The sequence below is a fragment of the Fusibacter sp. A1 genome, from assembly GCF_004125825.1.
GTDB lineage: Bacteria > Bacillota > Clostridia > Peptostreptococcales > Acidaminobacteraceae > QQWI01.
Genome location: NZ_QQWI01000028.1, coordinates 1 through 4,463, shown reverse-complemented (window position 1 = coordinate 4,463; position 4,463 = coordinate 1). Strand labels below are relative to the sequence as shown.

At 29.9% G+C, this 4,463-nt stretch carries 3 protein-coding genes; all 3 read left to right on the top strand.

Annotated elements, in window-relative coordinates:
* Positions 1-517: 517 nt before the first annotated feature.
* Genes DWB64_RS18985 through DWB64_RS18975 form a run of 3 tightly spaced genes read left to right on the top strand, consistent with a single transcriptional unit; the run spans position 518 to position 4,093 of the window.
* The gene (locus DWB64_RS18985) at positions 518-2,377 is read left to right on the top strand and encodes a hypothetical protein (RefSeq protein WP_129489803.1); all 1,860 of its coding nucleotides are present in this window, start codon (positions 518-520) and stop codon (positions 2,375-2,377) included.
* A gap of 14 nt (positions 2,378-2,391) precedes the next feature.
* Positions 2,392-2,673 (top strand): RyR domain-containing protein, encoded by a 282-nt coding sequence (locus tag DWB64_RS18980; RefSeq protein WP_129489802.1) that lies wholly within the window; start codon positions 2,392-2,394, stop codon positions 2,671-2,673.
* A 37-nt stretch (positions 2,674-2,710) separates the two neighbouring features.
* On the top strand, positions 2,711-4,093 hold the full coding sequence (locus tag DWB64_RS18975; protein ID WP_129489801.1) for a toll/interleukin-1 receptor domain-containing protein: 1,383 nt from the start codon (positions 2,711-2,713) through the stop codon (positions 4,091-4,093).
* Positions 4,094-4,463: the final 370 nt, after the last annotated feature.

The window sequence follows — 4,463 nt, the reverse complement described above, 5'->3', positions numbered from 1 at the left end:
TCCAATCACCATAAATACTGTAATACCACTAAATAGTATAGACGATTTATAGAAAGAACTTCACAGCAGAATTGAGATTGTTAGCTAGCTAAATCAGTCTCTATATGCGTGACTGTCACCGAGGTCTTAATTCATAGATTCCTAATGATAAACTTCTTTGATTATGAGTTAAAATTAAGTTAGTCAAGTTTGATTTTAATTTTGAAATTATTAGGAACCAGGTATCCTTTACCATACTATTAAACCATAATTTTAGACATAAAAACCAACCAAGGCAAACATGCACCCCGAATCAGATATACTCTGGACACAAATTAACCGTCTGTTAAGACGGTTTTTTTAACCAATTCAATATTAGAAGTAGTATTGGTATTAAAAAGTTTCAAATTACATTAGAAATAATATAAAATTTATAGATTAATGCTATTTAGTTTATATCTGACTCTAGTTATGTCATAATATAATAGCTAGTATAACTAGTCTTTAAGGTACACAATAATATTTTATGAGGTGATTTGTGTTTTTTATTTTATATGCATTGTTACTGATAATTATTGCGATTTATCAACGTACAATAGATTTAACGAGTAATACCAGATCAATTTTATTAATCTATCACTTTATTGTACTATTCATTTTTAATTTTGTAGGTTCTTTTTATATCAACAATCCTAGTGGAAGTATTGAGTTAATTCAGCTTATTCTAATTACAATTTATTCTACTTTCAAATGTATGCTTTTTATTCCTGAGTTTTTAAAAGTGAGTGAGGCTTTTCATTTTTGGGGAAATTACCAAGTAGTAAGCGTTGGTATTTGGGCAATATTCATAATTAACTTTTTCATTACTGCTCAGTTTATAATATTCAATTTACTTGGTTTTCAAATGAACCAATTTATATCAGGAATAAAGAGTTATATTAAAAACAAGGTAGTTTTTGTTATTGGTGATTTAGATAATGTATTAGATTTACTTGAAGATATAAAAAAAAATAATCATAAAACAACATTGGTATATTTTACAAACAGAGATATCATTGAAAAAAAAATACTAACAAGGAACATTCACTTTAAACCACTTTCAGATTTTGAAAAATGGTTTAAAAAAATAAATAGGAAAAAGCGAAAACAAATAGATGGCTTACTCCTACATGAGGATGAAGTAGATAATATTGGATTTTTGGGAGTAATCGAAAACTGTTGCCAATTGGAGCTACTATCAGCAAAAAAAATAAGGCTTACGTTTCTTTGTAGTAGTTCGCATTTAAGGCATCAAGATTGGAAAACTAAACTTAATGTTTATTTCATTTCTAAACCACAACTGGCTATTTCGTCCTATTTAAATAGTAACTCAATTTTAAACAATTTAGTATCTTTAGGCAGATTTGAATCAAATAAAGAAGACTCAGCTTTTATTAATAAGGACATTTCACTTTGTTTTATTGGATTTAATGAAATTTCGCAAGAACTATTGTTACAAACATTTGAAACAACAAGGTTTTTGAAGTCTGATTATTCAGAAAATTTATTTAATGCTGATGTTTTCGATAAGAAAGCAAATTATAGTTTTTTTTCAATGCAAAATAGGAGTGTTGAAAGGGCAGCAAGAATAACATACTATAATTGTATGCTAGAGGATTATGACTATATTGAACAGGTCGAGTCTAAACTTTCTGAATATGATCAAATATTTGTTAACCTTGATGTAGATGAAGACAGTTTTAGAACAGCGTTATTACTTGTACGCATTATTGAAGCCAATGAGTATGATAATAAGCCATACGTTTGCACTTTTATTAAGGATAGCGACAAAATCGAACTTTTTACTAGAAAAGAGATTTACACAAAATATTCAAATTTATCTCTAATAAATTTGAATAAGCAAATCTTGATATATGACAATTTTATTAATCGAAATATCGAAAATATAGCTAGACGTTATCATGTAAGTTATAATGAAATAAAGCATAAGGATTCAGTAGAAGTTCCTTATGAATCATTCGATGAACTGACGCACTTTATTAAATTGTCAAATCTTGCTTTAGCTAAAGATGAAAAAAACAAGTTGTTTATCTTGAGCAAGTTTGAGAACTCTACAGAAAAAGAAGAAATAATAAATTATTTAGCCATTTATGAACATTATAGATGGTGTGCATTTTTGAGTACACATGGTTGGAGTACACTTCCTCAAAGTGATAGAACGAGTTTTGAAATTATAGAAGGTAGTACTAAAAGAGTTCTTCAAAAAAAACATTTGTGCTTAATTGAATGGGACAAACTAAATGAAATAAATATGTTTACTTTGAAGAATGAATTTCAATCATATAATATTGAACAATCAGAGAACTGGTATAAAAAAAACACTTTAGAAAAACTTTGAGCAAAGGAGTTATTATGACTTACAAACCTAGTCCAATAAATGTTAATGATATTGATCTAACCGAGGATTTAGAATTATTAGTTGCTAAATTATCAAAAAATACACATGAGATATGGTCAGCTGAAAGAGCAAATGATGGCTGGGTATATGGTACTGAACGAAATGACAAATTAAAAACACATCCCTGTTTAGTACCTTATAATGAGTTACCTGAGAATGAAAAGAAATATGATCAAATCATTGTTGAGAATGTAATCAAAGCAGCAATAAAACTTGGTTACAATATAAAACTTTGAATTGATGATAAATAATTAAATTAGAGAGGAATTTTAAGTGAATATTAAGTCGATTGATTTATCTATTAATACTGAACCATATATATTTGTGAGTTATTCACATAGGGACTCAATAGAAGTTATTGAAATAATTTCTACATTGCAAAAAAACGGATTAAAAATATGGTATGACGAAGGTATCGATCCAGGGAATGAATGGCCAGAAGAAATTGCAAAAGCGTTAGAAGGTGCTAGTTTATTTCTTTTATTTACTACAGTAAATTCCATGAGCTCCAAAAATGTATTAAATGAGTGCTACTTTGCATTGGATCATGAAATTGATTTTATTGCTGTTAATCTTGAGGATGTAAAACTTACAAGAGGATTAGCTTTAAGAGCAAGTAGTACACAGGGAATTAACAAATTTAAAATGGATGATATTTCATTTTATAATAAGTTAATTAAATCACTTAATGATAGATTGTATGTTGATGATCTAAGCAAAGAATCATCTGTTATATTAGATTCACTACCCCCAAAAAGCAAAAAATATAAAATGATAGTTTCAACTTTAGTAGTACTAATTTCTGTTGTTAGTCTGATTGTTGTATTTTCTTTTTTGAATAGTAAAGATAATTATGTAGCTGAGAAAGAAAAGAATGTCTCAATTATTGATGACACTAAGAGTTCTGAGAAAATAGTAAAGAATGAAAATGAAAGCAGTATAAAAACTGAGAGTGAAGAAGTAACTGAACCCTCAGAAAATATAAATATCATTGAACAGGAAGGTACAGTTGATGAGAATAAACAGTCAACTGATAAGATACTAACCCAGATTAGTTCTATAGCGACAAAACAAACAGCTACACAAGCGACGACACAAGCGACGACACAAGCGACGACACAAGCGACGACACAAGCGACAACACAAGCGACGACACAAGCGACGACACAAGCGACGACACAAGCGACAACACAAGCCACAACACAAGTGATAAAAAGCGATACCAATGACAGTCCTAAAATCTATGAAACAATTTTATTTAGTAAGGGTACTAGAAGTGAAACAACCCAAAGATTAGATAGTACGTCAAAATCAAGAGTATTACCATTCAAGATTACTCAAGAACCTAGTACTGATTTTTTTACAACAAGTTTAAATGTAAATAATCTACCTAGTGAGCTAGCTGATATTGATGGGTTTAGTGTGTTGGGGAATGTTTACTCTTTTGATTACTATTATACAGAAAATCAAAAGAATATAGCTAATAATACAGTTTATGGTTTAACTAAAAAATTGGACTTTTCTTCATCCATGTCTATGAGCTCGGATGGTGCATATTATTATGGACAAACGGTAATGCTATTTACGGGACAAAAACTTAGGTGCGCAATTGTTATCACTGTTGATGAAACGATTGCATACCGAATGTATGACTAGAACCCACCCCAAACCAGATACCCTCTGGGACACAATTTTTACCAATTAACCGCTCGTTATGAGTGGTTTTTTCGTTTTTGCACTCGCCAACTAGACCCTGAACCCAATTTTAGGAACAAAACTAAAGGATTGCTCATATAAGCAACCCACCCCGAACCAGATACCCTATGGGACACAATTTTTACCAATTAACCGTCAATTTGCATATTGCATATACTTGCTAAATAGAGCCACCGTTCCGATTGAAGTGAACCCATTTAAGTAGACATGATAAGCTGAGCCATATATCATATATGGAAAAGGAGAACATCATGAGTCTACATTATAAAGTTTCATTCAAAGACAAGGTATTGAATAAACATATAAATGA

Coding starts and splice junctions, on each gene's coding strand:
- DWB64_RS18980 (WP_129489802.1), top strand. CDS start 2,392: ATGACTTACAAACCTAGTCCAATAAATGTTAATGATATTGATCTAACC.